Source organism: Cellulomonas sp. P5_E12 (assembly GCF_054049315.1).
This window is the reverse complement of the sequence record NZ_JBFUMP010000007.1, coordinates 1-25480: the sequence shown is the minus strand read 5'-3', so window position 1 is coordinate 25480 and position 25480 is coordinate 1. Positions and strand designations below refer to the sequence as shown.

General features: G+C 71.6%; 21 protein-coding genes and 2 pseudogenes. 5 read left to right on the top strand and 18 right to left on the bottom strand.

All coding sequences use genetic code 11. The features are described from left to right. Positions 1-28: 28 nt before the first annotated feature. From ACXJKA_RS07910 to ACXJKA_RS07855, 12 genes are all read right to left on the bottom strand, one after another. Positions 29-478, bottom strand: a complete 450-nt coding sequence (locus ACXJKA_RS07910; RefSeq protein WP_456824644.1) for a type II secretion system protein — start codon at positions 476-478, stop codon at positions 29-31. Between the two features lie 163 nt (positions 479-641). Further along, positions 642-1874 carry a type II secretion system F family protein gene (locus tag ACXJKA_RS07905; protein ID WP_456824643.1) on the bottom strand — a complete coding sequence of 411 codons (1233 nt, stop codon included), beginning with the start codon at positions 1872-1874 and terminating at the stop codon, positions 642-644. Next, positions 1874-3475 (bottom strand): PilT/PilU family type 4a pilus ATPase, encoded by a 1602-nt coding sequence (locus ACXJKA_RS07900; protein ID WP_456824642.1) that lies wholly within the window; start codon positions 3473-3475, stop codon positions 1874-1876. Before ACXJKA_RS07900 ends, ACXJKA_RS07905 begins: the two co-directional genes overlap by 1 nt. 116 nt (positions 3476-3591) lie before the next feature. Then, entirely contained in the window at positions 3592-5268 is a 1677-nt protein-coding gene (locus tag ACXJKA_RS07895; RefSeq protein WP_456824641.1) for a GspE/PulE family protein, read from the bottom strand. A 91-nt stretch (positions 5269-5359) separates the two neighbouring features. After that, complete coding sequence (locus ACXJKA_RS07890; protein WP_456824640.1) at positions 5360-6178, bottom strand: shikimate dehydrogenase; 819 nt, start codon at positions 6176-6178, stop codon at positions 5360-5362. Then, complete coding sequence (mltG, locus tag ACXJKA_RS07885) at positions 6175-7326, bottom strand: endolytic transglycosylase MltG (RefSeq protein WP_456824639.1); 1152 nt, start codon at positions 7324-7326, stop codon at positions 6175-6177. Before mltG ends, ACXJKA_RS07890 begins: the two co-directional genes overlap by 4 nt. A gap of 58 nt (positions 7327-7384) precedes the next feature. Continuing rightward, positions 7385-7885: a Holliday junction resolvase RuvX gene (gene ruvX / locus ACXJKA_RS07880; protein WP_456824638.1), complete on the bottom strand. Its 501-nt coding sequence runs from the start codon at positions 7883-7885 to the stop codon at positions 7385-7387. Between the two features lie 70 nt (positions 7886-7955). Beyond that, positions 7956-10634, bottom strand: a complete 2679-nt coding sequence (alaS, locus tag ACXJKA_RS07875) for an alanine--tRNA ligase (protein WP_456824637.1) — start codon at positions 10632-10634, stop codon at positions 7956-7958. A gap of 35 nt (positions 10635-10669) precedes the next feature. After that, positions 10670-11032 carry a hypothetical protein gene (locus ACXJKA_RS07870; RefSeq protein ID WP_456824636.1) on the bottom strand — a complete coding sequence of 121 codons (363 nt, stop codon included), beginning with the start codon at positions 11030-11032 and terminating at the stop codon, positions 10670-10672. After that, positions 11032-11400, bottom strand: coding sequence for a DUF948 domain-containing protein (locus ACXJKA_RS07865; RefSeq protein WP_456824635.1), 369 nt, complete (start codon positions 11398-11400; stop codon positions 11032-11034). The genes ACXJKA_RS07870 and ACXJKA_RS07865 overlap by 1 nt, the downstream gene beginning before the upstream one ends. Before the next feature lie 112 nt (positions 11401-11512). Then, positions 11513-12139, bottom strand: a complete 627-nt coding sequence (rpsD, locus tag ACXJKA_RS07860) for a 30S ribosomal protein S4 (protein WP_456824634.1) — start codon at positions 12137-12139, stop codon at positions 11513-11515. A gap of 199 nt (positions 12140-12338) precedes the next feature. After that, positions 12339-13709, bottom strand: a complete 1371-nt coding sequence (locus tag ACXJKA_RS07855) for a replication-associated recombination protein A (protein ID WP_456824633.1) — start codon at positions 13707-13709, stop codon at positions 12339-12341. A gap of 71 nt (positions 13710-13780) precedes the next feature. Between ACXJKA_RS07855 and ACXJKA_RS07850 the strand changes: the two genes are divergently transcribed. After that, entirely contained in the window at positions 13781-16024 is a 2244-nt protein-coding gene (locus ACXJKA_RS07850) for an MMPL family transporter (protein ID WP_456824632.1), read from the top strand. Positions 16025-16112: 88 nt separating this feature from the next. After that, positions 16113-16469, top strand: a complete 357-nt coding sequence (locus tag ACXJKA_RS07845; protein WP_456824631.1) for a hypothetical protein — start codon at positions 16113-16115, stop codon at positions 16467-16469. Between the two features lies 1 nt (position 16470). On the opposite strand, the gene ACXJKA_RS07840 is transcribed toward ACXJKA_RS07845, so the two are convergent. From ACXJKA_RS07840 to ACXJKA_RS07825, 4 genes are read right to left on the bottom strand one after another with little or no spacing between them, the layout of a single operon-like run. After that, a complete protein-coding gene (locus tag ACXJKA_RS07840) occupies positions 16471-17226 on the bottom strand; it encodes a GNAT family N-acetyltransferase (protein WP_456824630.1) in 756 nt (251 codons plus the stop codon). Next, positions 17226-18995 (bottom strand): aspartate--tRNA ligase, encoded by a 1770-nt coding sequence (gene aspS / locus ACXJKA_RS07835; RefSeq protein WP_456824629.1) that lies wholly within the window; start codon positions 18993-18995, stop codon positions 17226-17228. Before aspS ends, ACXJKA_RS07840 begins: the two co-directional genes overlap by 1 nt. A gap of 53 nt (positions 18996-19048) precedes the next feature. Continuing rightward, the gene (locus ACXJKA_RS07830; RefSeq protein WP_456824628.1) at positions 19049-19702 is read right to left on the bottom strand and encodes a hypothetical protein; all 654 of its coding nucleotides are present in this window, start codon (positions 19700-19702) and stop codon (positions 19049-19051) included. 39 nt (positions 19703-19741) lie between these two features. After that, positions 19742-20803: an Rv2578c family radical SAM protein gene (locus ACXJKA_RS07825; RefSeq protein WP_456824627.1), complete on the bottom strand. Its 1062-nt coding sequence runs from the start codon at positions 20801-20803 to the stop codon at positions 19742-19744. Positions 20804-20817: 14 nt separating this feature from the next. On the opposite strand from ACXJKA_RS07825, the pseudogene ACXJKA_RS07820 reads away from it, so the two are divergent. After that, positions 20818-21410 (top strand): annotated as a pseudogene (locus ACXJKA_RS07820) (TspO/MBR family protein). Here ACXJKA_RS07820 and hisS read toward each other — a convergent pair. Next, entirely contained in the window at positions 21403-22761 is a 1359-nt protein-coding gene (gene hisS / locus ACXJKA_RS07815) for a histidine--tRNA ligase (RefSeq protein WP_456824626.1), read from the bottom strand. The pseudogene ACXJKA_RS07820 and the gene hisS overlap by 8 nt on opposite strands. A 42-nt stretch (positions 22762-22803) precedes the next feature. Then, a complete protein-coding gene (locus ACXJKA_RS07810; RefSeq protein WP_456824625.1) occupies positions 22804-23508 on the bottom strand; it encodes an MBL fold metallo-hydrolase in 705 nt (234 codons plus the stop codon). Between the two features lie 160 nt (positions 23509-23668). On the opposite strand from ACXJKA_RS07810, the gene ACXJKA_RS07805 reads away from it, so the two are divergent. Both ACXJKA_RS07805 and ACXJKA_RS07800 read left to right on the top strand, forming a co-directional pair. Next, positions 23669-24451: a peptidylprolyl isomerase gene (locus ACXJKA_RS07805; RefSeq protein ID WP_456824624.1), complete on the top strand. Its 783-nt coding sequence runs from the start codon at positions 23669-23671 to the stop codon at positions 24449-24451. Continuing rightward, positions 24448-25480, top strand: a pseudogene (locus ACXJKA_RS07800) (DUF349 domain-containing protein); the annotation flags it as partial. The gene ACXJKA_RS07805 and the pseudogene ACXJKA_RS07800, both read left to right, overlap by 4 nt.

Below are 25480 nucleotides of genomic sequence, written 5' to 3'. Positions count from 1 at the left end.
TCGCGCCCCACGTGGTGAACTGCATGGATCAGGGGCAGGCGCCCTCTTCGAGGCCGCCAGCCGCCGAGTACCGGTAGCCCACAACGGCCTTGTCACCATTCGCGTTCGTGGCGGAGACGCACCACGTGGTGTCGTTGGTGAACGTCTGCTTGGCCAGGACGACGTTCGTCGACACCTTGCCCAGGTCCGAGGTGGCAGTCAGATCGCCGCCGCTCATCTGGTAGTGGGCCGGAGTTCCCGCCGCAACCACCTTGAGGCCGGTCACGCTCGTGTTGTCCACGAAGTAGGTCGCGACCTCTTTGCCGATGGTCGAGATGTCCGACTTCGTGGCGGCGTCCTGTGCCTTCTTGCGCTGGTTCAGGAACACCGGGATGGCGATCGCGGCGAGGATGCCGATGATGATCATGACGACGAGGAGCTCGATGAGGGTGAAGCCCTTGTCCTTCTCCTCGATGGACTTGCGAATGCGAGCAATCATGATGCTCTCCCCTTGAACGTGAGCGGGCGGTCGATGTCAATGTCAGTCCGGCTCGGCCGGTTCGGTCCTACACCCGGTTAATCGTCCGCGCCTGATCAGACCTTGAGGAGAAAGTTCCCGCGGCGCTCGATTCACCCTTTCGGAGCACGGCGCCTTGGCGTGCTCACGAAATGAGGTTGAACACGCCGAAGATCGGCATGTACATCGCAATGACCATGGCACCGACGATCGCGCCGATGACGACGATCATCAGCGGCTCGATGAGGCTGGTGAGCTGCTCCGTGGTCGACTCGACCTCGTCGTCGTAGAAGTCCGCGACCTTGGCGAGCATCGTGTCGAGCGCGCCCGTGTCCTCGCCAACGGCCATCATCTGCACGACCATCGGGGGAAACACCGGGTGCTGGGACAAGGGGCCGGCTAGCGACTCACCGCGGCGGACGGACTCCTGGACCGCCTTCGCGGCGCGCTCGATCACGAGGTTTCCGCTGGTTTCGCCGACGATGTCGAGCGCCTGTAACAGCGGGACACCGGCGTGGATCATGGTGCCGAAGTTGCGCGTGAACCGTGACACGGCGATCTTGCGGAACAGTTGCCCGAAGACGGGAACCTTGAGCTTCCACGGGTCCACGCGCTCCCGGATCCCCCGGTCGTTCTTGTGCTTTCCCCACCACACGGAGAAGACGACGAGCGCGACGATGATCGGGATGATGAGGATCTTGAGCGCCTGCGACATCCACATCAGGATCTGCGTCGGGAGCGGCAGAGTCCCGCCGAGGCTAGAGAACATCCCGGCGAACACGGGCACGATGAAAAGCAGCATGCCCGTCGTCGCCAAGATGGCGATCACGAAGACGACGACCGGGTAGGTCATGGCGGACTTGATCTTCCCGCGCAGCTTGACCTCGGCCTCGAAGTTGTTGGCGACGGAAATGAGCGTCTGGTCGAGGAAGCCGCCGACCTCGCCGGCCTTGACCATGTTGATCATCAGAGGCGGGAAGACATCGGCGTGCTTGGCGAGCGCGGTCGAGAACGCCGTGCCGATCTCGACGTCGTTGCGCACCTGCGCGACGACCTTGGCAAGCGGCTTCGACTCCGTCTGCTCGGCGAGGATCGTCAGGGCGCGCAGCAGCGAGAGGCCGGCGTCGATCATCGTCGACAGCTGGCGCGACATGATCGCCAGGTCCTTGAGCGTGATCTTGTTCCCGCCGAAGCCGGGGATGCTGATCTCGGCGTTGAGCCCGCCGGTGCTGACCTCGGAGATCGAGACGGCCGCGAGGCCCATCTCGCGCAGCCGGTTGGCCACCGCCGCCTGGTTGGCCGCCTCGACGCGGCCCTTGACGATCTTGCCGCCCTTGTCGCGGACGGCGTACTCGAACGTCTTCGTTGCCCCAGCCATCAGTGCGCCTGGCTTCCGAAGGCGGAGCCGCCCATGCTCGCCTGGTCACCCAGGCCGGCGGCGCCCTGCGAACCGCCGGAGAACCGGCCGGTCAGTCGGTTGAAGTCCTCCACGTGGTGGCACTTCTCCAGTCCGGTCTCGTAGCTGATCTTGCCGGTCTTGACCAGCTCGGAGAGGTGCTGGTCCATGGTGTGCATGCCTTGCTTGGCACCGGCCTGCATCGCGGAGTAGATCTGGTGGGTCTTGCCCTCGCGGATGAGGTTGCGGATGGCGGGGGTGGCGACGAGCACCTCGGTCGCGACCGCGCGGCCCGGTGCGTCGGAGCGCTTGGCGAGCGTCTGGCAGACGACGCCCTGGATGGCACCTGCCAGCTGGGTGCGCACCTGAGCCTGCTGGTGCGCGGGGAACACGTCGATGACGCGGTCGATTGTCTGCGCGGCGTCCTGCGTGTGCAGGGTGGCGAAGACGAGGTGGCCGGTCTCGGCCGCGGTCAGCGCGACGGAGATCGTCTCCAGGTCACGCRTCTCGCCGACGAGGATGATGTCGGGGTCCTGCCGCAGCACGTGCTTGAGCGCGTTCTGGAACGAGTGGGTGTCCTGGCCGACCTCACGCTGGTTCACCACGCACTTCTTGTGGCGGTGGAGGAACTCGATCGGGTCCTCGACGGTCATGATGTGGTCCTCGCGCGTCCGGTTGGCGAGGTCGACGATCGAGGCCAGCGTCGTCGACTTGCCCGAGCCGGTGGGGCCGGTGACCAGGACGAGACCGCGCGGCAGGCCGGCAAACGTGCCGACGACCGCGGGTACACCCAGCGCCTCGAGCGGCTTGATCTCGTACGGGATCACGCGGAACGCCGCGCCGATGGACTCGCGCTGCTGGTACACGTTCACGCGGAAGCGGGCCAGGCCGCGCACCGAGTACGAGAGGTCGAGCTCGAGGTTCGTCTCGAACTTCTCGCGCTGCTTCTGGGTGAGGAACGCATAGAGCGTGCGGCGCAGACCCTCGGGCTTCACCTGGCCGAAGCCCTCGAGCGCCTTGAGCGAGCCGTTGATGCGCACCATCGGCGTGGTGCCCGTGGTCAGGTGCACGTCGGAGGCGCCGACCCGGACCATCTCCGTGAGGATCTCGTCGATCGGGAGGTCATCCTCCTGCGTCTCCTGGCCCATGCCTCGGCGCGGTCCGCGGTCGCGGGCCGGAGCCGCCGCGGGCTTCTCGGCCTCCGGGGCCGACTGCGCGGGCACGTGGCCGGGAGCTCCTGCCGCCGGCACCGCGGCGGGCATGAAGACCTTCGTCGCGCCCATGGCCGACGTCTCGGGACCCTGCGGCGAGAACGTCGCCCCGGGCGCGTACACCGGAGGCCCGGCGGGCGCCTGGTAACTGGCGGCGGGCGCCGGCGGGTACGCCGTGCCCGGCGACTGCTGGTAGGCGGCCGGTGTCGGTGACGCGGCCGGGACCGTGCTCTGCGACGGGATCGGCGAGAACATCGCCGTCGCCCCAGGCCCGGAGGGTGCGGGCGGCGGACCCGCCTGCGGGCCGACGGGACGGTAGGGCGGCAAGGGCCGCGAAGGCTCCCCCGTGGGTGCCTGGTAGGACTCGCTCACGTCATTCCCTCCACGTGGTCGCCTGGTTCGACCGACACGGACGTGGCGGTACCGGGCCTTGGTTCTGGTCGGTTCATCGGCGGGACGGGTGCCCGACTTGAGGCGAAGGTGACTGCCTACGTGACGACGACGCGAAGGATCTCCTCGATCGAGGTCTGACCGAGCGCGACCTTGTGCCAGCCGTCGTAGCGCAGCGGGATCATGCCCTGCTTGATCGCCGTCGCGGCGATGTCGGCGGACGACGAGTGCGCGACGGCGTGGCGCTCGATCTCCTCGGTCACGCGCATAACCTCGTGCAGCGCCAGGCGTCCCCGGTACCCGGTCTTCGAGCAGGTCACGCAGCCGACCGCACGCATGAGCTCGGGCAGCGGCTCCCCGTCGACCCAGGGGAACTTCGCTGCGAGCAACTCCTCCGGGCTGGGGGTGTACGGCGCCTTGCACTTGTCGCACAGCCTGCGCGCCAAGCGCTGGGCGACGACCGCGTCGAGCGCGGAACCCACGAGGAACGGCTCGATCCCCATCTCCGTGAGCCGGGTGATGGCCGACGGCGCGTCGTTGGTGTGGAGCGTGGAGAGCACGAGGTGGCCGGTGAGGGCTGCCTCGATGGCGATCTGCGCGGTCTCGTGGTCGCGGATCTCGCCGAGCAGCACGACGTCGGGGTCGGAGCGCAGGATGGAGCGCAGCGCGCCGGCGAAGGTGAGGCCCGCCTTGACGTTGACCTGGACCTGGTTGATGCCGGCGAGGCGGTACTCCACCGGGTCCTCGACGGTGATGACGTTGATCTCCGGCTTCGACACGGCGTTGAGCGTCGCGTAGAGCGTCGTGGACTTGCCCGACCCCGTCGGGCCGGTGACCAGGATCATCCCGTAGGGCTTGGTGTAGGCCTCGCGATACGTCGCGTAGTTGTCGTCGAGGAACGACAGGTCACGCAGGTCCAGGCTGGCGGTGGAGTTGTCGAGGATTCGCATGACGATCTTCTCGCCCCACACCGTGGGCAGCGTGGCCACGCGGAGGTCGATCTTGCGCCCGTTGTGGACCACCGACATGCGGCCGTCCTGCGGCTTGCGGCGCTCGGCGATGTCGATGTCACTCATGATCTTCACGCGGCTGATCACGCCGTGCGAGATCTGCTTGGGCGCCCGCTGCGTCTCGTGCAGCACGCCGTCGATCCGGTACCTGACCCGCAGGTCGTGCTCCGCCGGCTCGATGTGGATGTCGGACGCGCGGTCGGTGATCGCCTGGGTGACCAGGAGGTTGACGAACCGGACGATCGGAGCGTCCTCGTCGCCGATGTCGCCCATCTTCGACAGGTCGGCCTCGGTCTCGTCGACGTGGTCCTCGAACGCCTGCGAGAGGTCTTCCATCTCGTCGTCGGCGCGGCAGAACCGGTCGATCGCGCGCAGCAGGTTGTCGTGGGTGGCGATGACGGGAATGACGGGCATGCCGGAGACGGAGCGGACGTCGTCGACGGCCATGACGTTGCCGGGGTCGGAGGTCGCGAGCACGATCGACCCGCCCTCGAGCGCGACCGGGAGCACTGAGTACTTGCGGCAGAGCGCACCGGGCACCATGCTCACGGCGGTGCGATCGACCGGGTAGTCGTCGAGGTCGACGAAGTCCATGCCGACCTGGTTGGCGAGCGCCTTGACCAGCTGGCCTTCGGTGAGCACACCGAGCTCCACAAGCGTGCGGCCCAGTGACGAGCCGCGGGCCATGGTCTCGTCGAGCGCAGCGAGCAGCTGCGCCTCCGTGACGAGGCCGTCGTCGAGCAGGATCTCCCCGAGCTGCTTCACCGCGCGTCCCTCCGTCGAGCCGGCGGCCTGTCATGGCCGCACGGGTGTCTCCAGAGTTCAATCGGCAGGAAGGGCGACGTGCGTGAGCGAGTCAGGCGGTGAGTTTGCGGTCGAGCGCCTCGGACATGGCAGCGAGCGGTGCGGGGTGACCCGTCATCAGGCGGACCTGCTCGGCGGCCTGGTGCAGGAGCATCTGCTCGCCCCCGACCACCGCGCCCCCGAGCGCCGCCCAGGCGACCGACAACGCGGTCGGGCGCGGGTCGTACGCGACGTCCAGCAGCACGCCGTCAGCGGAAGACAGCAGGGCGGCGAGCGAGTCGGCCGCGTGCGGCGGGAGGGTCGAGACGACGACGTCGGCCCGGCCAATCTCGGACGGCGCCACATCCAGCGTGCGGTACACCGGCGTCACCCCCATCCGGTGCGCCGCGCGCATGAGCCCACCGGCCCGCGCGACCGAGCGCACGTAGACCACGGGCGACGCGCAGCCCAGCTGGGCGAGCGCTGCCAGCGTGGACGAAGCCGTCGCGCCGGCGCCGAGCACCGCAGCAGAACCAACCGACGCCAGACCCAGCGCCGCGACGATCCCGTAGACGTCGGTGTTCGCGCCGATCAGCGAGCGCCCCTGCACCAGCACGGTGTTGACGGCCCCGACCACCTCGGCCAGCGGCTCGACGTGGTCGAGCAGCGGGATGACCGTCTGCTTGAGCGGCATGGTGAGGCTGAGGCCTGCCCACGTGGAGTCGAGCCCGCGGATGAACCCCGCAAGGTCCTCCGAGGTCACGTCGACCGCGTCGTAGCTCCAGGCGGTCAGCCCGAGAGCCTCGTAGGCGGCGCGGTGCAGCGTCGGTGACAGCGAGTGCGCCACCGGGTGCCCCAGCACCGCCGCCCGTCGGGCGGCGGGGTCCGTCACTTCCCGTTCGCCGCCTGCCACTCGCGGAGCTTCTCCACGTTGGCCTGGTGGTCGGCCAGGTTGTTGGCGAAGAGCGTCTCGCCCGTGTCAAGGTCGACGGTGACCCAGAAGAGCCAGTCACCCTCGGCCGGAGACAGGACCGCCTCGATGGACGCGAGCCCGGGAGACGCGATCGGCGTGGGCGGCAGGCCCAGGTTCTTGTACGTGTTGTACGGGTTGCTCGCGTCCTGCGTGTCCGCGGTGGTCACGCCCGTGCCCGGCTTGTTCAGCCCGTAGGCCACGGACGAGTCGATGTCGAGCGGCATCTCCTTCTCGAGCCGGTTCTCGATCGCGCGGGCGACCTTCGGCCGGTCCTCGGGCAGGCGCGCCTCGCGCTCGACCAGCGACGCCTTGTTGAGCACCGTCTCCCACTGGTCCTGCGGGATGCCCTTCTGCGTCAGCACCGCGACGGTCTGCGCGGTCATCTGGGAGAGGACGCTCGCGGCGGTCGCGCCGGGCTCGACGTCGTAGGTCGCCGGGAAGAGCCAGCCCTCGATGTTGCCGTTCGCCTCGGCCGGCAGGCCGATGGCTGCCGGGTCCGCCAGCGCGGCGTTGAGGTCCTCGACCGGGATGAGGGTCTTCTCGTTGATCTTCGCGACGATCTGGTCGCGCGTCAGGCCCTCGGGGACCGTGACCTTGAACGAGACGCGGCTCGACGGGTTGAGCAGCGCGGTGACCGCGTCCGAGGCCTTCATCTCGAGCAGCATCCGGTACGTGCCGGGCTGGATCGAGCTCGCCTGGGGGTTGGCGGCGAAGGCTGTGTTGAACGCCTTGGTGCTGGCGACGACGCCCGCGTCGACCATCGCGGTCGCCATCTGGGCGCCGGTGTCGCCGGGCTTGATGACGACGTCGACGCTGCCGTGCCCGACGCCGGAGTAGTCCTCGACGTTCCCGTCGGCGCTCGTGCCGCCACCGCCGAACAGGCCGCCCATGAGCTCGACGACGACGTAGCCGGCGCCGATGACCATGAGGACAGCGACGACGAGCACCCAGATCGAGCGGCGCCGCCGACGCTTGCGCTCGCGCTGCTCCTTGGCCCGGCCACGGGCTCGCGAGGACCGGTGATCGACAGGGGCGACGCGAGTGTCGCCACCGAACAGGTCGCTCACCTCGTCACTCCGTTCTACAGGGGCCCAGCGGTCAGTCTGGCTGTTGGTCACGTGCGCGTCACTCCACCGTCGTCCGTGCGTCGCCCGCAGCCCCCCCGCGCGCCACCGGACCGTGCTTCGCTGGGTCCGCCACGACCCGCTCTCCGGGACGTCGCCCCGACGCACGCTCCGCGTCCAGCGCGGACTGCAAGATCACCACCGCGGCCGCCTGGTCGACGACCTGACGGTGGCTGCGTCCGGATCGGCCGGACGCATGCAGCGCGTGATGGGCGGACACCGTGCTCATCCGCTCGTCGACCAACCGCACCTCGACCGGTGCGATGGCCTGCGCCAGTTGGACAGCGTACGCGCGCGCGGCCTCCGATGCTGAGCCTTCGGTCCCCGACAGGTGTACGGGAAGCCCGACGTACACAACACCCACACCTCGCTGGTGCGCCTCGCGCACCACCTCGACGAGGTCGGCGGGGAGCCGCCCCTTCTTGGCCGTGGCGCGCGCCAGGGTGGCCACCGGGGTGGCGATCAAGCCGTCCGGGTCGCTGGTCGCGAGCCCGACGCGCACCGAGCCGACGTCGATCCCGAGGCGCCGGCCGCGGACGACGGCGTCGCCGGGAGCGATGTCGTCGAGCACGTCAGCCGTTCGCCGCCGCGCTGACGGCGGACAGCGCCTCCGCCAGGCGTGCGGGGTCCGTGCCGCCGCCCTGTGCGAGGTCGTCCTTCCCGCCGCCGCCGCCGCCGAGGATGGTCGAGGCCGTGCGCACGAGCGCTCCGGCCCGGATCCCGCGCTCGCGCGCGCTGGCGTTCGTCGCGACGACGACGACCGGACGACCCTTGCTGACACCGCCGATGGCGACGACCGCGGGCGCCGACTCACCGAGCCGCGACCGCACGTCGAGCACCAGCGTGCGCAGCTCGTCGCCGCCCACCTCGCCCGCGTCGTGCGTGACCACGCGGGTCTCCCCCACGGTCGCCGCGCCGGCGGCGAGCGAGCCCGCCTGCGCGAGCAGGGTCGCCTGCCGCAGCGTGGCCAGCTCCTTCTCGGACTCCTTGAGGCGGGTCAGCAGCCCCGACACGCGCTCGGACAGCTCGTCGGGCCGCGCGCCGAGCAGGCCGGAGAGCTGCCCGACGAGCGCGCGCTCCTTCGCCTGGTAGCCGTACGCCCCCGCACCGACCAGGGCGTCGACGCGACGCACACCCGAACCGATCGCCGACTCGGACAGGAGGGTGACGAGCCCGAGCTCGCCCGACCGCTTGACGTGCGTGCCCGCGCACAGCTCCAGCGACCAGCCGTCGCCGATGTCGACGACGCGGACCTCGTTGCCGTACTTCTCGCCGAACAGGGCCATTGCGCCCCGCCCACGGGCCTCGTCGATGTTCATGACGGAGTCGGTGATCTCGAGGTCGTCCTGGAGCCGGTCGTTGACGCGCGCCTCGATCTCCGCGACGACCTCCGACGGGGTGGCCGACGGCGAGCGGAAGTCGAAACGCAGCCGGCTCGGCGCGTTGAGCGAACCCGCCTGCGTCGCGCCCTCGCCGATCGACTCGTGCAGCGCCTTGTGCACCAGGTGCGTCGCCGTGTGGGCGCGTGCGATCGCGCGACGGCGGTCGACGTCGATGGTCGCCGTGCCCGACTCACCGAAGGTGACCGTGCCGTCGACCAGGCGCCCGTGGTGCACGGACAGGCCCTTGACCGGCGCCTGCACGTCGTCGACCTCGATGCGCGCGCCGCCGTCGAGCACGATCACGCCCGTGTCGGCCAGCTGGCCACCCGACTCCGCGTAGAACGGCGTCACGTCGAGCACGACCTCGACGTCCGCCGGCGCGGTCGCGGCCGGAGCCGGGACACCGTCGACCAGCAGGCCGACGACGCGCGACCGGGCGGTCGCGTCGGTGTAGCCGACGAAATTCACCGGCTTCGCCGTCTCGGTGCTCAGCGTGCTGTGCAAGTCCTGGTACGCCGCGTTGTCCGCGCGGCCGGCGCGCTTGGCGAGCGCGTCCGCCCGCGCGCGGTCGCGCTGCTCCTTCATCAGGCTGCGGAACGCCGTCTCGTCGACCGCGACGCCCTGCTCGGCCGCCATCTCGAGCGTGAGGTCGATCGGGAAGCCGTAGGTGTCGTGCAGCTGGAACGCCTGCGCGCCGGAGAGCGCGGCGCTCGCCTGCTTCTTGATGGTCTGCACCGCGGTGTCCAGGATGGTCGTCCCCGCTGCGAGCGTGCGTCGGAACGTGTCCTCCTCCGCGTACGCGACCTGGCTGAGCCGCTCGAAGTTCGTCGCGAGCTCCGGGTAGGACGGGCTCATCGCGTCCTTGCTCAGCGGGAGCAGCGTGGGCAGCGCGAGGTCCTCGACCCCCAGCAGGCGCATCGCGCGGATGGACCGGCGCAGGAGCCGGCGCAGCACGTAGCCGCGGCCCTCGTTGGAGGGCGTGACGCCGTCGCCCATGAGCATGAGGGCGCTGCGCACGTGGTCCGCGACGACTCGCATGCGGACGTCGTCGTCGTGGGACGCGCCGTACCGCTTGCCGGACAGCTCCTGCGCTCCTCCGATGACCGGGAAGACCTCGTCGATCTCGTACAGGTTGTCGACGCCCTGCAGCAGGTACGCGACGCGCTCGAGCCCCATGCCGGTGTCGATGTTCTTCTGCTTGAGGTCGCCGAGGATCGGGAAGTTCTCCTTGCCGCCCCCGTCACCCCGCTCGTACTGCATGAAGACGAGGTTCCAGATCTCGAGGTAGCGGTCCTCGTCGACGACCGGACCGCCCTCGGCGCCGAACTCCGGCCCGCGGTCGACGTAGATCTCGGAGCACGGACCCGACGGCCCGCGCGCACCGGTGGACCAGAAGTTGTCCTTCCAGCCGCGGCGTTGGATGCGCTCGTCGGGCAGGCCCGCGATCTGCTTCCAGAGCGCCGCCGCCTCGTCGTCGTCGTGGAAGACCGTGACCCAGATGGTGTCGGGGTCGAAGCCGAAGCCGCCCGTCTCCCGCGAGCCAGTGACCAGCTCCCAGGCGTAGGTGATCGCGCCTTCCTTGAAGTAGTCCCCGAACGAGAAGTTGCCGTTCATCTGGAAGAACGTGCCGTGCCGGGTGGTCTTGCCGACCTCCTCGATGTCGAGGGTGCGCACGCACTTCTGCACGCTGGTCGCGCGCGGCCACGGCGGCGTCTGCTCGCCCAGCATGTACGGGATGAACGGGACCATGCCGGCGATGACGAACAGGGTCGACGGGTCCGGCGAGATCAGCGAGGCCGAGGGCACGACGGCGTGGCCGTTGCCCTCGAAGTAGTCGAGCCAGCGCTGGCGGATCTCGGCGGTACGCATCGTGTCCTCGTCGTCAATCGGTGTAGGGGTCGTGCCTAGAAGAAGGTGTAGCCGTCGTCGTCGTCCGGGTCCTCGGTCGGACCGGTCCAGTCGGCGTCGCGGTGGCGGGCGGTGGACCACGCTCGCTTCAGGTTCTCGGTCCGCTCGGGGCGCTCGGCCTTCAACGCCTCGACGTCGACGTCGCCCACCAGGTCGTGCCGCAGCTGCTGCTCGCGCTCGGCCATCCCGGCCAGGAACTCGCTCTTGAGCGTGGCCACGGCGTGCGAGACGCGCTGCACCCCGTCGAGCGTCTCGCCCGTGCCGGCGGGCAGGTAGGTCTCGACGATCGTGCGCCCCTTGCGGATCACGATCACGGTGACGACGACGCCCACCGCGAGCCAGGTCAGGCGGCGCGCCATCATCGGCTCCGGCGGGAGCTCGCCGCGAGGCCGGACAGTGCCCGGCGCACCCCGTACGAGAACGCGGCGACCTTGATCATCGGCGAGCCGACCGTCGCGGCGAACAGCGACGTGAGGGCCGAGACGTTCTCCGACACCTGCGCGGCGGCGGTCGTGACCGTGTCGATGTTCACGAGCTGGGTGTTCGAGGACGCGACCAGCGTGGCGGTCTCGTCGAGCACCGGCACGGTGTGGTCCGTGATCTCCTTGACCGACGTCCGCGTCTCGTCCAGCACCCGCCCCAGCTTGATGAGCGGCACCGCCAAGAAGCCCACGAGCAGCACGAACGCGATCGCGGCGATCAGCCCCGCGACGTCACCCACCGACATGTCCAGCCTCCTGGTCCTGGGGTCCTCGACCCCGCGGAAACCCTACCCGTCCCCGGACGCACGGACGCCCCGCAGCGCAGGTGCGCGGCGGGGCGTCCGTGAGGAGATCAGATCAGCGGGCGTAGTACTCGACGACCAGCTGGACCTCGCACGTCACGGGGATCTCGGCGCGCTTCGGGTGGCGGACCAGGACGGAGCTGAGCTTCTCGAGCTGCACGTCGAGGTAGCCCGGGACGGCCGGGAGGACGTCGCGGTGGGCACCGGCGGCGGCGACCTGGAACGGCACGGTGGCCTGGCTCTTCGGCTTGACCTGGAGGGTCTGGCCCGGCTTCACGCGGAAGGAGGGACGGTCCACGATCTTGCCGTCGACGAGCACGTGACGGTGCACGACGACCTGGCGGGCCTGCAGGATGGTGCGGGCGAAGCCCGAGCGCAGGACGAGGGCGTCCAGGCGGGTCTCGAGGTTCTCGACGAGCGCCTCACCGGTCAGGCCCGGGGCCTTGCGGGCGTCCTCGTACGCACGAGCCATCTGCTTCTCGCGCAGGGCGTACTGGGCGCGGAGACGCTGCTTCTCACGGAGACGGACCGCGTAGTCCGACTCGGTGCGACGACGCGCACGGCCGTGCTCGCCGGGGGGGTACGGCCGCTTCTCGAAGTGCTTGACGGCCTTGGGCGTCAGCGCGAGGCCGAGGGCGCGGGAAAGGCGCACCTGGCGACGCGAGCGGGTCACGCTGCTCACAGAGTTACTTCCTGTCGTTGTAGACGTCACACCCGGAGACGGAGATGTTCCGCCGGGCGTGGGGCCGACCGTGGATGCGTCGCGTCTGTTCTCGACGCTGGCTAAGGCCCCAGGTGGTCGTCCGGTCGGGGGGCACACGAGCACACCCGTCCCGCGGACGACGCCGTCACTCTACCCTGCGGCGGCCTGATCCGGAGAATCAGCCCTGGTCGTCGAGGATCGCGCGGATCCGGTCGAGGCGTTCGGTGACCTGGCGCTCGTACCCGCGGTCGCTCGGCTCGTAGTACCGGGTGCCCTGCAGCTCGTCGGGCAGGTACTGCTGCGCCGCCACTGCGTGCGGCTGGTCGTGCGCGTACACGTACGACGTCCCGTGGCCCAGCACCTTGGCTCCCGCGTAGTGCGCGTCGCGCAGGTGCGCCGGGACGGAGCCGATGCGGCCCGCGCGGACGTCGGCCAGCGCGCGGTCGATCCCGAGGTAGGCGGCGTTCGACTTCGGCGCCGTCGCCAGGTGGACCACGGCCTCGGCCAGGATGATCCGGGCCTCCGGCATGCCGATGAGGGCGACGGCCTGCGCGGCCGCGACCGCCGTCTGCAGGGCGCTCGGGTCCGCCATGCCGACGTCCTCCGCCGCGGAGATGACGATCCGACGGGCGATGAACCGGGGGTCCTCCCCCGCGGCGATCATCCGTGCGAGGTAGTGCAGGGACGCGTCGACGTCGGAGCCGCGCACCGACTTGATGAACGCGCTGATCACGTCGTAGTGCTGGTCGCCGTCGCGGTCGTAGCGCACCGCGGCGACGTCGATCGCCCGCTCCATGGTGGCCAGGTCGACCAGGACGGGCGGTGCCGCGCCCTCCTCCGAGAGCGCGGACCCGGCGGCGGCCTCGAGGATGGTGAGCGCCTTGCGCGCGTCCCCGCCGGCCAGGCGCAGCAGGTGGTCCTCGGCGTCCTCGGACAGCGTGATCGCCCCGCCGAGGCCTCGCTCGTCCTCGACCGCCCGGCGGACCAGGCGCCGCACGTCGTCCGTGTCGAGCGGCTGCAGCGTGAGCAGCAGGGAACGGGACAGCAGCGGCGAGTTGACCGAGAACGACGGGTTCTCCGTCGTCGCGGCCACGAGGGTGACCCAGCGGTTCTCGACGCTGGGCAGCAGGGCGTCCTGCTGCGCCTTGGTGAAGCGGTGCACCTCGTCGATGAACAGCACCGTCTCGGTGCCGTCGCTGGCCAGGCGGCGGCGGGCGTCCTCGATGACCGCGCGCACGTCCTTGACCCCCGCGGTCACCGCGGAGAGCTCGACGAACCGGCGGCCGGACGTCGCGGCGATGAGGTACGCCAGGGTGGTCTTGCCCGTTCCCGGCGGGCCCCAGAGCACCACCGAGGTGGGCGCGGCCCGGCGGGCGGCCTCGTTCGCCGGCTCCACCAGACGGCGCAGCGGCGAGCCGGCGACGAGCAGGTGCTCCTGCCCGGCGACCTCGCCCAGCTCCCGCGGCCGCATGCGGACGGCGAGCGGCGCACCGGCCCCGACGGCGGGCAGACCCGTGGCCGTCGACGTGACCGCATCGAACAGGTCCATGCGGGCAGGGTACGCACGCGGACCCACATCCGAGAGCCACCGTGTGCGCGACGGCCGTTCCACCTGCGACGATGGCCCGCGTGTTCGCCCGAGTCGGTCGCGCCGTCGCCCACCACCCACGCCTCACCGTCGTCGCGTGGCTGGTCCTCGCCGTGCTCGGGTACGGGCTGGCCGTGCTCGGGGTCCACGGCGAGAACCTCTTCGACCGGCTGAGCACGGGCGCGCCGGGGGTCCCCGGCTCCGAGAGCGCCGAAGGGCGGCAGATCCTCGACGACGCGGACGAGAGCGGGCCGTCGCTCACGCTGGTCCTCGAGGGCGTCGATCCCGCCGACCCCGACGTGGCCACGGCGCTCGCCCCGGCCCGCGAGGAGCTCGCGGCGATCGACGGCGTCGTCTCCGTGATCGACCCCCTCGGGCTGCCGGACGGCGCCGCGAACCCCGCCGCCGCCCCTCTGGTCGCGCAGGACGGCGACGGCTTCCTCGTGGTGGTCGAACTCGAACCCGACCTGTCCGCGGAGGACCAGCAGGCCGCGCTCGACGACGTCGAGCAACGCCTGCAGGAGATCCCCACCGACCTCGAGGTCGTCGCCCCGGGCGTCACCGGGATCGTCGGCGGGACCACGCTCATCGTCGAGGCGATCACCGAGCAGGTGGAGACCGACCTACGCACCGGCGAGGCCATCGCGCTGCCCATCGCCCTGCTGGTCATGATCCTGGTGTTCGGGGGGTTCCTCGCCGCCTCCATGCCGATGGCCGGAGCGATCGCGTCGATCGCGGGCGGGCTCGCGGCGCTGCTGGCCTTCTCGTACGTCCTCGACCTCGACTCGTCCGTCGTCAACATCGTCACCGTGCTCGGCCTGGGGCTGTCGATCGACTGGGGCCTGCTCATGGTGTCGCGGTTCCGCGAGGAGCTGCACCACCTGGTCGACGACGACGACGGCCAGGCGAGCCGACGACGGCGGGGCGACGGCGCGGTGCTCACCGCGATCGAGCGGACGACGGCCACGGCGGGCCGGACGGTCGCCTTCTCGGCGCTCATCGTCGCCATCTCGATCGCCGGCCTCCTGGTGTTCCAGCCGCCCATCCTGCGGGCGTTCGGCGCGGCCGGGGTCGCGGTGATCGTGGTCGCTGCCGCCACGGCGCTGACCCTCGTCCCCGCGCTCCTCGTCCTCGCCGGGCGGCGCCTCATCCGGCCCAGCATCCTGGCGCGCATCCCCGGGCTGCGGGGGCTCCTCGCGCGGACCGCCGACGTGCAGACCGAGGAGGGCGTCTTCTCCCGACTCACCGCGCGCGTCCAGCGCCATCCGTGGTTCGTCCTCGTCGGCTGCCTCGTCGTGCTCGGCATCCTCGCGCTCCCCCTGGCGCACCTCGAGCTCCGCAACTCGACCACGGAGCTGCTCCCGGCGGGCAGCACGCAGCGCGAGTTCGTCGACACCCTCGCCCGCGACTACCCGGCCGCCTCCGCGCCGGCGATCACGGTGGTCGCCCAGACCTCCCTGGACGAGGCGACCGCGTGGGCCGCCACGCTCGACGACATCGACGGTGTCGCGTCGGTCGACGCGCCGTCGCCGACCGGGTCGTACGTCGTCATCGGCGTCCGGCCCGACACGGACGACCCCGGCGACGCCGTCGCGCGCGGCGTGGTCCAGGACATCCGCGACCTCGATGCCCCGTTCCCCACGTGGGTCACCGGGCAGGCCGCGTCCCAGATCGACTTCACCGCGGCGGTCGTGGACCGCGCACCATGGGCGATCGCGATCGTCGCGCTCACCAGCCTGGTCCTGCTCTTCCTCATGACCGGCTCGGTCGTCGTCCCCGTCAAGGCGCTGCTCACCAACGCGATCTCGCTGGCCGCGTCCCTCGGCGTGCTGGTCTGGGTGTTCCAGGACGGTCACCTGTCCGGGTTGCTGAACTTCACGCCGACGGGGGGCATCGAGACGTACGTCATCGCGCTCGTCATCGCGTTCGCGTTCGGGCTGGCCATGGACTACGAGGTCTTCCTGCTGTCCCGGATCAAGGAGCTCGTCGACGCCGGGCTGCCCAACGACCAGGCCGTCCGGCTGGGCCTGCAGCGGTCGGGCCGGATCATCACGTCCGCCGCGCTCATCGTCATCGTCGTGTTCGCCGGCTTCGTGGCGGGCCAGCTTCTCGTGATCAAGGAGGTCGGCTTCTCGCTGGCCGTCGCCGTGCTCATCGACGCGACGCTGGTCCGCATGCTGCTCGTGCCGGCCACGATGACGCTGCTGGGCCGCGCCAACTGGTGGGCCCCGCCGTTCCTGCGACGGCTCTACGACCGGCTCTCGGTCACCCACTGAGTCGTACCGGCGGACGGGTGAAGCCTCCCCCAGGACACCTCCGTGGTTGCTAGCGTGCGCATCCTGCGACGACGCCCGAGGAGCACCGATGACCTGGCAGGACGTGCTCGGGGTCCGGTGGCGCTGGCGTCCGCGGCGTGCGGTCCGGGTTGTCGTCGCGACCGCGGTGACGGTCGCGGTCGTCACTCCCTTGCTTCTCGTGCTCGTCCTCGCCTGCCTGGGGATCGGCGTGCTGTGGACGGCTGTTCTCGTCGCGACCGCGTTGCTGTTCCTCTGGATAGCCGAGAAGTGGTGGATCGTCGTCGACCCGGACAACCTCCTGCTCTGGCTGAAGCTCCTGCCGAGCACGTGGTCCTGGGCGCACGAGGAGGACGAGGCGCCCGACGCCGAGGCCCGCAGCAACCCGTCGATCTCGCAGGAGCACTGGCCGACGCGGCAGTGGTGACTCAGTCCGGAGGCGTTGCCGCGCCGGCCGGCGAGAAGGACGTCAGCTCGGCCTCCGTGCGGTAGCCGAGGCGGTGATAGATCCGGCGGGCGTCATCGTTGTCCGCGTACATGCCGAGAGACACCCACGACGCGCCCTCGGCCAGGCCGGCCCGGGTCACCGCCGCCGTGAGCGCGCTGCCCAGGCCCGTGCCGCGCTGCACCGGCAGGACCCCGAGCCCGTGCACGTGCCAGGACCGACCGTCGCCCGGACCACTGCGCTCGGACGCGCCGACCACGCCGACCAGCTCGCCGTCGCCGACGCCCCACCAGCCCAGCTCGTCGGGACCGGTCGGATCCGCCGACGTCCCGGGGTTCGCCACCCGCAGGCAGGCGCGGATCGCCTCCGCGTCGCCGACCGGGTCCAGCCGGCGGACCTCGCGCTCCCCCGGCGCGGCGGGCGGAGACGCGTCGCTCGTCATCCAGTCCCACTGCGAGAACGGGACGAGCGCGAGGCGCGCGAGCGTGCCGGCGGTCGGCGCGGAGCCGCGGGGCAGGCTCATCCAGCGGACCGCACCGCGGTCGAGGCCGGCGACGAGCCCGTCGACGACGGTCGCGTCGCCGCGACCGAGAAGCGTCGGGCGCTCGGGACCGCCCAGCACCAGCAGGAGGCCGTCGTCGTCGCCGTGCACCTCGACGGCGTCCCACCGGGACCGGTCGCCGACGATCATCCGGTCCTCCCGCCAGCGCGGCGGGAGGAGCTCGAGCAGGTCCGCCATCAGGCCTCGGTCGCGACCTTCGCCTTGGCGTCCACGCCGGCCTCGCGGCGCTGCTGCGGCGTGATCGGCGCCGGCGCGGCCGTCAGCGGGTCGAAGCCGCCGCCCGACTTCGGGAACGCGATGACGTCGCGGATCGACTCCGAGCCCGTCAGCAGCGCGAGGATGCGGTCCCAGCCGAAGGCGATCCCGCCGTGCGGCGGCGCGCCGAACTGGAACGCCTTGAGCAGGAAGCCGAACTTCTCCTGCGCCTCGTCCGGCCCGATGCCCATGACGTCGAACACGCGCTCCTGCACGTCACGCCGGTGGATACGGATCGAGCCGCCGCCGATCTCGTTGCCGTTGCACACGATGTCGTACGCGTAGGCCAGGGCGGCACCCGGGTCCTGCTCGAACGTGTCGATCCAGTCGGGGGTCGGCGACGTGAACGCGTGGTGCACGGCCGTCCAGGCGCCCTCACCGACCGCGACGTCGTCGTCCTCACCCGTCGGCTTGAACAGCGGGGCGTCGACCACCCACACGAACTTCCACTCGTTCTCGTCGATCAGCCCGCCGCGACGGCCGATCTCGAGCCGCGCCGCGCCGAGCAGGGCGCGGGCGTCGTTGATCGGCCCCGCCGCGAAGAAGACCGCGTCGCCGGGGCTGGCGCCCACGGCGGCCACGAGACCCGCACGCTCGGCCTCGGAGATGTTCTTGGCCACCGGGCCGCCGAGCTCGCCGTCCTCGCCGACCGTGACGTACGCGAGGCCCTTGGCGCCGCGCTGCTTGGCCCACTCCTGCCACGCGTCGAACCCGCGGCGCGGCGTGGAGCCGCCGCCGGGCTGGACGACGGCGCCGACGTACGGGGCCTGGAACACACGGAACGGCGTGTCGGCGAAGAACGACGTCAGCTCGACCAGCTCGAGCCCGAACCGGAGGTCGGGCTTGTCGTTGCCGTAGCGCGCCATCGACTCCGCGAACGTGATGCGCGGGATCGGCGTCGGGATGCTCACCCCGATGAGGTCCCACAGCGCGACGAGGATCTGCTCGCCGAGGGCGATCACGTCATCCTGCTCGACGAAGCTCATCTCGACGTCGAGCTGCGTGAACTCCGGCTGGCGGTCCGCGCGGAAGTCCTCGTCGCGGTAGCAGCGGGCGATCTGGTAGTACCGCTCGAGCCCGCCGACCATGAGCAGCTGCTTGAACAGCTGCGGCGACTGCGGCAGGGCGTACCAGGACCCGGGCGCCAGCCGCGCCGGCACCAGGAAGTCGCGGGCACCCTCGGGCGTCGAGCGCGTCAGCGTCGGGGTCTCGACCTCGACGAAGTCCTGCGCGTCGAGCACGCGGCGGGCGGCCTGGTTGGCCTTGGCGCGCAGGCGCATCGCGCGGGCGGGGGCCGGCCGGCGCAGGTCGAGGTAGCGGTACTTGAGGCGAGCCTCCTCGCCGACGACCTCGTCGAGGGACGATGAGACCTGGAACGGCAGCGGCTCGGACTCGTTGAGCACCACGACGTCGGTGGCGACGAGCTCGACCTCACCGGTCGCGAGGTTGGGGTTCTCGTTGCCCGCGGGCCGACGGCCGACCTCGCCCGTCACCTGCAGCACGTACTCGGCGCGCAACCCGTGCGCCACGGCCTCGTCGCGGACGACAACCTGGGCGATGCCCGAGGCGTCCCGCAGGTCCACGAACGCGACCCCACCGTGATCGCGCCGCCGGTCCACCCAGCCCGTGAGGGTGACGGTGGTACCGATGTGCTCGGCTCGCAGCGAGCCGGCCGTGTGGGTGCGGAGCACGGAGGGTCCTTCGGGGTCGAGGGTGGGAGCGCCCGTCGGACGCCCGCACGATCTTAGTGCCCGTGCGGTGAGCGGTCCGCCGTCAGTTCGATGGTCGTGCGCACGCGGGTCACGCTCGGCGCCGCCGGGACCGAGGAGAACCCGAAACGCACCGCCGGCACGACGGGCGCCAGTGCGCCGAGGTCTGCCGAGCCCCAGAGCGCCCGCACCGCGGTGATCGCGTGCTGGTCGGTTGCCGTGTACCACTCGCGATACCCCCGACCCGTGGTGCCACGGGTGCGGACACCGTCCAGGAGCGCCTGGGCGAAGGGGTCGGCCGCGGCGGCGACGAGTGGGGCGACCGCCGGGTGCCGCGGGACGACGACGAGCATGCGGCCGATACCGGTGCGCGGCCCGATGCCGATGTCCGCGGTCAGGGGCCCGGCGCGCAGCCGCCACCGGCGTCGGCCCTCGTCGGCGCGCAGCCCGACCGGCACGACGTGGACGGCGTCGAACTCGTACGCCGACGCCACCAGCTCCCCCACGTCGTCCCGTGGGGCCAGGAGCAGGCGAGTGCCGTCCGCGCGCTCGACCATGACGTCGACGAACGGACCGAGCGGCGAGCCGAGCCAGCGCCCGACCACCACGCGGGTCCCCTCCGCGGTGCCGAACCCCGCGATGTGGCCGTCGAACGCGAGCCGGGTCACGCCGGAGGCCGATGTCGTCACCGCGCCACGCTAGGCGCGGTCGGCGCTCTGCGCCCGTCGTCAGAACAAGACGGGCTGCGCCGTCGCGACCGCCGGCTCGTGCACGGGCAGCCCGGCGTCGGCGATGCTGCCCGTCGGGTACGAGCCCTCCCCCGGCGCCCGGTGGCCGCCGCCGCGTCCGGCGAAGCCGTACCGGACCAGCAGGGGCCGGATGCGCTCGTCGAGCCACGCCGCGTACTCGCGCGGGGCGTACGCACCCTTCCCGTACAGCTCCTGGTACCTGGGCAGCAGCGCGGGAGCGTGCTCGGCCAGCCACGTGAAGAACAGCGGCTTGACCGGACCCCGCAGGTGCAGCGGCAGCACGGTGACACCCGTCGCACCAACACGCGCCAGCTCCCGCAGCAGAGCGTCGAGCTGCCCGCGGTCGTCCGTGAGCCAGGGCAGCACCGGCGCGACCATGACACCGCACGGCAACCCGGCGTCCCGGATGGCCTGAATGAGGTCCAGGCGTGCCCGGGGTGTCGGCGTCCCCGGCTCCATCGCCTGCTGCAGCGACTCGTCCCCGATGGCCAGGGAGACCCCTATCCCGACCGGCACCGACCGTGACACCTCCGCGAGGAGCGGAAGGTCGCGGCGCAGCAGCGTGCCCTTCGTGAGGATCGAGAGCGGCGTCCCGCTCGCGGCCAGGGCCTCGATGATCCCCGGCATGAACCTGTACCGGCCCTCCACCCGCTGGTAGGGGTCCGTGTTCGTGCCGAGCGCCACGTGCTCGCGCTTCCAGCTCGGCCGCGCGAGCTCGGCCCGCAGCACGTCGACGACGTTCGTCTTGACGACGATCTGCGTCTCGAAGTCGCGTCCGGCGTTCATGTCGAGGTACTCGTGCGTCGGCCTCGCGAAGCAGTAGGAGCATCCGTGAAGGCAGCCCCTCGTCGGGTTGACCGTCCAGCGGAACGGCATCCGCGACGCCTCGGGCACCTTGTTCAACGCGCTCTTGCACGCCACCTCGTGGAACGTGACCCCGGCGAACTCCGGCGTCCGCACGCTGCGCTGGAGCCCAGCCAGGGCGAGACCGGGCAGCGCGGTCGCCTCGGCGGTGCCCAGCTTCTGCCCGTCCCATCGCATGAACCCATGCGAACATGTGTTCGATCCGGTGTCAAGCAGGCGCTCCGGTTGCCGTGCCGCAGCGCCGCCCGCACGCTCGGTCGATGGGAACCGCGCAGGTCGACGCCCCCGATGCCCGCACGGAGCACCCGCAGCGGGGCGTCGGCAGCGCGCTCGTGCTCGTGCTGCTCGTCGCCGTGAACTTCGTCGTCGGCGGCCTCGGCGGGCTGTCCACGGCCTCCGGTGTCGACGGCTGGTACGCGGACGCCGAGAAGGTGCCGTGGAACCCGCCGAACTGGGTCTTCGCCCCCGCCTGGGCGTGCTCTACGTGCTCATGGGCGTCGCGGCGTGGCTTGTCTGGCGCCGCGGTGGCTGGGCGCCGGCACGCCGGGCGCTCACGCTCTACATCGTCCAGCTGGCCCTCAACGCCGCATGGACGCCCATCTTCTTCAGCGGCCGGCTCGTCTGGGTCGCCCTCGGCATCATCGTCGCGCTCGAGGTCGTGCTCATCGCCACGGCCGTCGCGTTCTGGCAGCACTCGCACGTGGCGTCGTGGCTCCTCGGCCCCTACCTGACGTGGGTCGCCTTCGCGACGACGCTCAACCTCGGCATCGCCGTCCTCAACTGACCGCCGGCACCACCCGAGGCCAGAGGTCTGCGTTCGTGGGCGCCCACGAGGCGGCGTCGGCGTCCACCTGCTCGCCGGACCGGATGTCCTTGACCTGGTCGGGAGAGCCCGCGTCGTCGGCCACGAACCACACGAACGGGATCCCCCGGCGGTCGGCGTGCCGGATCTGCTTGCCGAACTTGGCCGCGGACGGCGCCACCTCGACGGGGATGCCGCGAGCCCGCAGCGCGGCGGCGACGGCGTCGGACCGGTCGCGGTCGTCCTCGTTGGTGACGGCCACCAGGACCGCGCTCGGCACCGAACGCGTCGCCGCGACGAGCCCGCTGCCGATCAGTCGGGACACCAGCCGTGACACCCCGATCGACAGGCCGACGCCCGGGTAGGTCGTGGCGCCGTCGGAGGCGAGCGTGTCGTAGCGACCGCCCGAGCAGATCGAGCCCAGCTGCTCGTGACCGACCAGCACCGTCTCGTAGACGGACCCGGTGTAGTAGTCGAGACCGCGCGCGATCTTGAGGTCGGCGACGACGACGCCGGGCGCGCGCACTGCGGCCGCGCGGATGAGGGCGCCGAGCTCGGCCAGGCCCTCGTCGAGGAGCTCGTTCGTCTCGCCCGCGAGCTCCCGCACCCGGTCGACGACCGACTCGTCGGACCCGCTGATGGCCGCGAGCTCGAGGCACTTGCGGGCCTGGTCCTCGTCGGCGCCGGCCTCGGCGACGAGGAGCGCCGCGACCTTCTCMGGCCCGATCTTGTCGAGCTTGTCGATGTTGCGCAGCACAGCCTCGACGTCCGTCAGCCCGAGACCCCGGTAGAAGCCCTCGGCGACCTTGCGGTTGTTCACCAGGATGCGCACCGGCGGCACGCCGATCTCCCGCAGGGCGCCCAGCGCCTCCGCCATCACCAGGGGCAGCTCGACCTCGTAGTGGTACGGCAGGGCGCCCGCCCCGACGACGTCGATGTCGGCCTGGACGAACTCGCGGAAGCGGCCGTCCTGGGGCCGCTCGCCACGCCAGACCTTCTGGATCTGGTAGCGCCGGAACGGGAACGCGAGGTGTCCCGCGTTCTCCAGCACGTACCGGGCGAACGGGACGGTGAGGTCGAAGTGCAGGCCCAGCGTCCCGGCACGGTCCGGCTCGGCACCGGCCTCCTCCTGGAGCCGGCGCAGCACGTAGACCTCCTTGGAGGTCTCACCCTTGCGCAGCAGCTGGTCGAGCGGCTCGACCGCGCGCGTCTCGATGCCTGCGAACCCGTGCAGCTCGAACGTCCGGCGCAGGACGTCGAGCACGTGCTGCTCGACGAGGCGCCCCTCGGGGAGCCACTCGGGGAATCCGGACAGGGGGGTCGGTCGCGCCATGGGGCCCGATCCTTCCAGACGCTCGCGGGTGTCCGGGACCGGCTATCGGCTCCGCAGGTACGGGTTGTCGGCGAGCTCCGTGGCGATGTCGCTGGTCGGGCCGTGCCCGGGCACGACGACGGTCTCCGTCGGCAGGGTCGCGACGACCTCCCGCAGCGTCCGGGCCATCGTCGCGCCGTCACCGCCGGGCAGGTCGGTCCGGCCGATCGTCCCCGCGAACAGGACGTCGCCGGTGAACGCGATCGAGTCGACCAGGTACAGCGTCGAGCCCTCCGTGTGCCCCGGAGCGTGCCGCGCCGTCACCCGCAGGGCCCCGAACGTGAGGACGACGTCGGCCGACCGTTCGTCGTCGACGGACCCGAAAGTCTCGACCCGAACCGGTGCGGCGTACCCGGCCGGGTCCACGCCGACGGCGGCCAGCGCCTGCGCGAGCGGACCGGACGGGTCGTGCGTGGGCTCCCCCAGCCCGAGCGTCCCGAACGGGTCCTGCAGGCGGTAGGCGTCGGCGGCGTGCAGCACCATCGGCACGCCGAGCGCCTCCGAGAGCCGGCCGGCGTCCCACGTGTGGTCGACGTGGCCGTGCGTCGCCAGGACCGCGGCGGGCCGCAGGCCTCGCGCGGCGACCAGCCTGAGGACCTCGTCGGCGACACCGGCGCCGGCGTCGATGACGACGCACGTCCCGTCGTCGTGGACCAGCACGCTGCAGCGTGCGCCGAACACCGCGGAGACGACCGTGACGACCTGCATGACAGGCACGGTAGCCGCACGACGTGGCCGGACTGTGATGTCACGCGGTGGCGCCGCTGGTCGCCGGAAGCCGAGGCTTGCCTAGACTGTCCCGGGATCCCTTCATGCAGTGCGGCAGGTGGACGACCTGCCGCACCGCACGACGACGCGAGGAGTGTGCGTGTCCAGCAAGCGCGAGCGTGAGTACGAGCGCCGCCGGTACGAGAAGTGGCAGGAGCGTCAGGCCAAGGCGCGTGCAGCGAAGCACCGCCAGCGGGTCATCGCCGGCAGCATCGTCGGCGCGCTCGTGCTCAGCACCGGCGTGGTCGCGGCGTTCGCGCTGACCCGCGACGACACTCCCGCCGCCTCGCCGAGCCCCTCGGTCACGTCCACCGCTCCCCCGGCGAACGCCGCCGAGGTCCCGGACCCGTCGCTCGCGCAGAACCGCACCTGGACCGGCGACATCAAGCTCGCGCAGGGCGACCTCGGCATCGAGCTCGACGGCGCCGCCGCGCCGCAGGCCGTCGCCAACTTCGTGACGCTCGCCGGCTCGGGCTTCTTCGACACGACGAAGTGCCACCGCCTCACCGGCGAGCAGGAGGGTCTCTACGTCCTGCAGTGCGGCGACCCGACCGCCCTCGGCACCGCCGACCCCACCACCGGCGGCACCGGCGGTCCGGGCTACACCTGGGGCCCGATCGAGAACGCACCCGCCGACGGCGTCTACCCCGCCGGCACGATCGCGATGGCACGGACCCAGAACGACGGCAGCTCCATGGGCAGCCAGTTCTTCCTGGTCTACAAGGACTCACCGATTCCCGCAGACAGTGCGGGTGGCTACACCGTGTTCGGCCACATCACGTCCGGGATGGACGTGTTGCAGGCCATCGCCGACGCGGGCACCGTCGAAGGGACCTCGGTCCCGGTGTCCGACGTCATCATCGAGGGAGTGAACATCCAGTGACTCAGACCCCGACGTCCCGACCCGAATCCGACGACTCCGTCCCGGCCACCGAGGCCGAGCAGCCCGAGACGGCTGCGGTGACCGACGAGGTCGACGCTGCGGCTCCCGACACGGCTGGTGAGGACGCTCCCGACGAGATTGCTCTCGACGAAGCCCCGGTCGACGAGGCCGCCGCCGAAGAGGCTCCTGTCGAGGAGGCTCCCGCCGAGGTCGCTCCCGTCGAGGCCGCTCCGGTCGACGAGGCCACTGACGAGGAGGCTCCTGCCGAGGTCGCTCCCGTCGAGGCCGCTCCGGTCGACGAGGCCACTGACGAGGGGACTCCTGTCGAAGAGGCTCCCGTCGAGGACACGCCGGTTGACGAGGCTCCCGTCGACGAGGCTCCTGCGGCTGAGGCACCTGCTGACGATCCCGTCGGCGACGTGATCGCCGATGCCGGGACGGCTGATGTCGTCACCGACGACGAGGCCGTCGAGGCCCCGGCCGACGAGACGCCCGTCGAGGTCGAGGCGGCGGCCGCAGCTCCCGCGGCCAGCGCCCCCGCGCCGGCGCCGAGCCCGTCGTCGATCCGCCCGACACCCCGCCCGCGACCGGTCCCGCACCCGCCGGCCCACCCGACGCCCGCCACGGTCGCCGCCACGCCGGCCGCACCCGTCGCACCGCCGCAGGACGCCGCCGAGGCGGCCCACGCCGCGACCTTCGGGAGCGTCGACGCCGAGGGCAACGTCTCGGTCCGCGAGGCCGCGGGCGAGCGCGTGGTGGGCCAGTACCCCGGCGCCACGGAGGAGGAGGCGCTCGCGCTCTACGTGCGGCGCTTCCTCGACCTGCAGGCGAAGGTCACGCTCTTCGAGGCCCGGCTCGGCGCCACCGACCTCTCCGTCAAGGAGATCGACCAGACGCTCGCGCGGCTCACCGACGAGGTCGCCGAGCCGGCGGCCGTCGGCGACCTCGACGGGCTCCGTGCCCGCCTCGAGGCGCTCCAGGCGACCGCGGCCGAGCGCCGCGCCGCCGCCGAGGTCGAGCGTGCGGCGG